At 72.7% G+C, this 4,145-nt stretch carries 4 protein-coding genes; 2 read left to right on the top strand and 2 right to left on the bottom strand.

Going from position 1 to position 4,145, the window contains the following annotated elements; translation table 11 throughout:
• Positions 1–961 (bottom strand): HEAT repeat domain-containing protein (locus tag B7767_RS39340; protein WP_085576126.1); only part of this gene is annotated, 961 nt, incomplete at its 3' end.
• 300 nt (positions 962–1,261) lie between these two features.
• A complete protein-coding gene (locus B7767_RS39335; RefSeq protein WP_085576125.1) occupies positions 1,262–1,654 on the bottom strand; it encodes an ankyrin repeat domain-containing protein in 393 nt (130 codons plus the stop codon).
• Between the two features lie 261 nt (positions 1,655–1,915).
• Between B7767_RS39335 and B7767_RS39330 the strand changes: the two genes are divergently transcribed.
• On the top strand, positions 1,916–2,110 hold the full coding sequence (locus tag B7767_RS39330) for a hypothetical protein (protein WP_030867896.1): 195 nt from the start codon (positions 1,916–1,918) through the stop codon (positions 2,108–2,110).
• 49 nt (positions 2,111–2,159) lie between these two features.
• Positions 2,160–3,842: a hypothetical protein gene (locus B7767_RS39325; RefSeq protein WP_085576124.1), complete on the top strand. Its 1,683-nt coding sequence runs from the start codon at positions 2,160–2,162 to the stop codon at positions 3,840–3,842.
• Positions 3,843–4,145: the final 303 nt, after the last annotated feature.

Below are 4,145 nucleotides of genomic sequence, written 5' to 3'. Positions count from 1 at the left end.
GGCGGGCCCAGCCGCGCGCCCGGTCGACGGCGGCGAGACTGCGCATGCGTTCGAAGGCGTCGACGGCGGCCTCCACGACGGCCGTCGAGCCGGTGGTCACGGCGCCCTCGATCAGGTCGAGGGCGTCGGGATCGTTGCTGTCGGCGAGATACCGCAGGGCGGTGCACCGGGCTCCCTCGGTGCCGTCCTGGGCGGCCCGGACGATCTCGGGCCGGTCCTCGGGGCCCGCCACGGCGGTGAGGCAGCGGGCGGCCGGGACATGGAGCGCGGCGCCGCGCTCGACGCCTTGCTGGGCCCATTCGAACACCGCCTGGACGCTCCAGCCGGGCCGGGGTCCGGTGGGGCGCATCTGCCGCTGCCAGCGGTCGAAGGACCCGGCCTCCTGGGCGGCGCGCACGCGCGTGGCGACGGACTCGCGGGGGTCGTCGGCCCACAATCGCCAGGGCCGTGGTTCGAAGGCGTCGCGGACGGTGGCGGCGAGTTCCGCCTCGCCCTCGGCGTCGGTGGTGAACCGCGCGAGGACCGGGGCGGCCAGGGCGCGCAGGCCCGCGTCGTCGTCCCTCAGGGCCAGCTCGTCCAGGGCCCAGGCCCAGTTGGTGCCGTGGGCGGCGTACCTGCGCAGCAGGTCGAGGGCGTCCCGCCTGCCGTAGGAGGCGAGGTGCCCGAGGACCGCGAGGGCGAGTCCGGTGCGGGACTCGTCGGTGTCGAGGACGTCCTCGGGGTCGAAGAGGTGGGCCTCGACCGCGTCCAGTTCGCCGTGCAGATCGAGGTAGAGGCGGGCGTAGTAGAGGGAGCGGTTCTCCACCTGCCAGTCGTGGCGCGGGTCGTGCGTCACACAGTGGTTCAGCGCCGCGAGCGCTTCGGAGCGCGGGGCGGTGAGCGCGTGCAGCGTGCCGTCGCCGCGGCCCCGCTGGAGCAGGCCGAGCAGCGTACCGCTGGGCGCTATGACCGGATCGAACATGGGAAACAGCCTCACATCAAGCGTCGACGCAACCGGGGACGTGCCTTACCTGGCCGCGTGACAACACGTCGGTGCGCCCGCCGTTTCCTGCTTGCTGTAGACCATCTCTCTCTGCCTCTCGTCGGTGGCCCATGCGGACCGCATCACGGCCCGCGCGGTGCGGCAACACCTGCCCAGCCATCGCGTCCGTGAATCACGTCGTCATGATGACCCGGCGGTCACATCTACCGCGACCGAAATTTCGGCGGCCCTGTACCGCCTCCCCCGTTTTCCGTGTCGTCGCTGGTCAGAGCGTGTCGCTCAGTGCTCGCCGAACAGGTCGAGCAGTTCCGTACGACCGAACATCCGGGCCGTGTCGACGGCCGAGGGGGTGCCCGCGGACGGGTCCGCGCCACCCTTCAGAAGGGCCTGGATCACCTCGGTCTCGCCCTTGAAGACCGCTCCCGCGAGTGGCGTCTGGCCCCGGTCGTTGACGCGGTCGGCGTCGGCTCCGCGCTCCAGCAGCGCGCTCACCGCCTCGGCGTGACCGTGGTACGCGGCGAGCATCACGAGGGAGTCGCCCCGGTCGTTGGTGAGGTCGGCCGGCACGCCCGCGTCGACGTAGGCCACGAGCTCCTCGGTCCGGCCGCGCCGGGCCAGGTCGAAGATCTTGGTCGCCAGCTCCACGACCTCGGGGTCGGGGGCATCAGTCATCGCCGGACCGCCTCTCACTGCACATGCTTCACGCATCGGGGACAGGACGTACGTCTGCGAGCGGTGCAGAGCCGTACGGGTGAATCGCCAGAGTACTGGCTCACCGGGCACATGACCCGTCACGCCCGGGGCAATGATCACCGCAGACCCATCCGGGCTAAATGCCGGGAATCGAACCAGTTGCACCTTTTATCGTATGGATACATTCTGTGAGCCTGGCAGTACTCATGGTGACTGTCCCCGCAAACCAGGAGAACTCACATGATCGTCTCTATCTCATGCGTGGTGCTGCTCGGCATCGTCGTCTTCATCTTCTTCCGCAAGGACGGTCTGAAGGCGTCGCACGCCCTGGTGGCCATGCTCTTCGGCTTCTATCTCGCCAGTACGGCCATCGCACCCAGCATCAAGGCGGGCGGCGAAAGCCTGGCCGGCCTCCTGGGCGGATTCAAGTTCTGATCCGCCCGACCCCGCACCGCCCGCCCGTACGCACCCTCTGGAGACAGCAGTGGCACGGCGCCCACTCCCCCGCATCCTGAGCAACGGCGGCGCACAGCTCGCCCGGAGCCGGGAGCTGGCCAGGACGGCGGCCGACGGCGCCACGGACGTCCTCCATCCGCTGATCACCATCACGCGCGGTCTGCGCCGGCTGGCCTCGGCCGGGCGGCGCAGGTGGGCCGACACGCCCAAGGACCGGCGCGGCGCGCTGCTCTTCCTGGTGGCGTCGGTCCTGCTGGTCGTGGCGCTCGCACCGTACGGTCCCCTGCTCGCCGTCATCACCCTGATGGCGGCGGCGGCCTGGCAGGGCCGGGACCGCGCCCCCTCGGCGCCCGCCGGCCCCGACGCGTCACAGGCCCAGCGCCTGAAGTCGCTCTACGAGGCCCTGGTGCCGTACTTCTCCGCCGCCGAGGACCCCGAACCGCTCTACACCCACGGCGGCGACTGGGGGAAGGTCTTCTCCGAGTACGCGTTCGACTCCACCGGCCGGATCGCGCATCTGGTGATCGGCTACCCCGCCTACTTCACCGACGGCGAGCCGGAGTCACGGGCGCGGATCGAGCATCTGCTCGGCGCGAAATCGGGGCGTGGCCGCGAGTACCACTTCGCGTGGGACGAGGAGGCCAACCAGCTCACGGTCCGCGTCCTCGCGCCCCTGCCCACCGACATCGCCGCCCAGCCCTTCGTCACGGCCCCCGGTGAGACGGTCCTCGGCTTCACCGATCCCACCGGGGTGCAGCGGACGCTGCCGCTCACCCACGGCTCCCACGGCGAGGAGCGGCGCGATGTCCCGCCCGTCGTCTGGCGCACCGGCATCCGTTCCACCGAGCCCCATCTGCTCGTGGCCGGCCAGCCGGGCAGCGGCACCTCGACGCTGCTGCGCTCGATCGCCCTGCAGGCCCTGCACCACGGCGACGTGGTGATCGTCGACGGCGGGGGCACCGGCGAGTACGCCTGCCTGACCGGCCGGGACGGCGTGCTCGCCGTGGAGTGCGGGCTGACGGGGGCGCTGACGAGCCTGGAGTGGGCCGCGCACGAGACGGAGCGCCGGCTGATCGCGGCCAACCGCGCGCACCAGGCGGGCGACCCGCCGCCCGAGGACACCAGGCGTCCCCTGTGGCTGCTGCTGGACCGGCCGAGCGCGTTCACGCACCTGGCCGCCGCGGACGGCCGCGAGGATCCCCAGTCACTGCTCCAGGTTCCGCTGCGGCACGGCCGTCCGGCGAACGTCACCGTGGTCGTCGCCGAGCAGCTCGACGGTCTGGAGGGCCTCAGCGATCCGGTACGGCAGCACACGCGCGCGCGTGTCGTCCTCGGCCCCGCGACGGTGGAGGAGCTGAGGGCCGTTCTGGGGGCGCCGCCGCACACCACGCCGGTCGACCAGGTCCCGCCGGGGCGTGGCTACGCCCGGCTGGGCTCGGGGCCGGTCCACCGTCTCCAGGTTCCGGCGACGCCGGATCCGTACGACGACGCGACCAGTGAGGCGGAGCGGCAGGCGGTGCTGGATCTGCTGCCGCCGCGGACGACGCCTGCGGACGAGGAGCCGGAGCGGCTGGAGGCGGGGGTGGCGGAGGCCGTGCGCCTCGACAAGGCGGCGATGGAGAAGGAGGCCGGCGCCGGGACCGAGGGGGTGACGGAGGCGCCCGCCGGAGCCGTCGACGCCGAGGCGGCGGTGGCGGAGCCCACCACCTAGGACCGCCGGCGCCCACGGGTCCTGCCGCCGGAGGGGTGCCTGGTGGCACGCGCCGCCGCACCCGCCCGTGCCGCCCGGGGGTGCCTCCCGGGACTCCACGGCACCGGGGGGAGACACGACCGCCCGCAGTCACAGGGCACCGTCACTCCTCCGATCGTCCGTATGGCTGCCTGCGGTCCAATCGGCACCGGCGCCTCGGTCACGCCACGAACGTGCGGGGGGGTTCCGTGCCGGACGTGCCGCCCGTCTCGACGATCCGGGCCGCCGCGGAGAGGCGTACCGCCGCCTCTTCCGCCACCGCGC

Source organism: Streptomyces sp. 13-12-16 (assembly GCF_002114215.1).
Taxonomy (GTDB): domain Bacteria; phylum Actinomycetota; class Actinomycetes; order Streptomycetales; family Streptomycetaceae; genus Streptomyces.
The sequence above is the reverse complement of the archived record's forward strand: the minus strand, read 5'-3'. Positions and strand labels throughout refer to the sequence as shown.

Excerpts from the sequence above, each read along its gene's own strand:
- B7767_RS39330 (WP_030867896.1), top strand. The coding sequence starts at position 1,916 with ATGATCGTCTCTATCTCATGCGTGGTGCTGCTCGGCATCGTCGTCTTC.
- B7767_RS39335 (WP_085576125.1), bottom strand. The coding sequence starts at position 1,654 with ATGACTGATGCCCCCGACCCCGAGGTCGTGGAGCTGGCGACCAAGATC.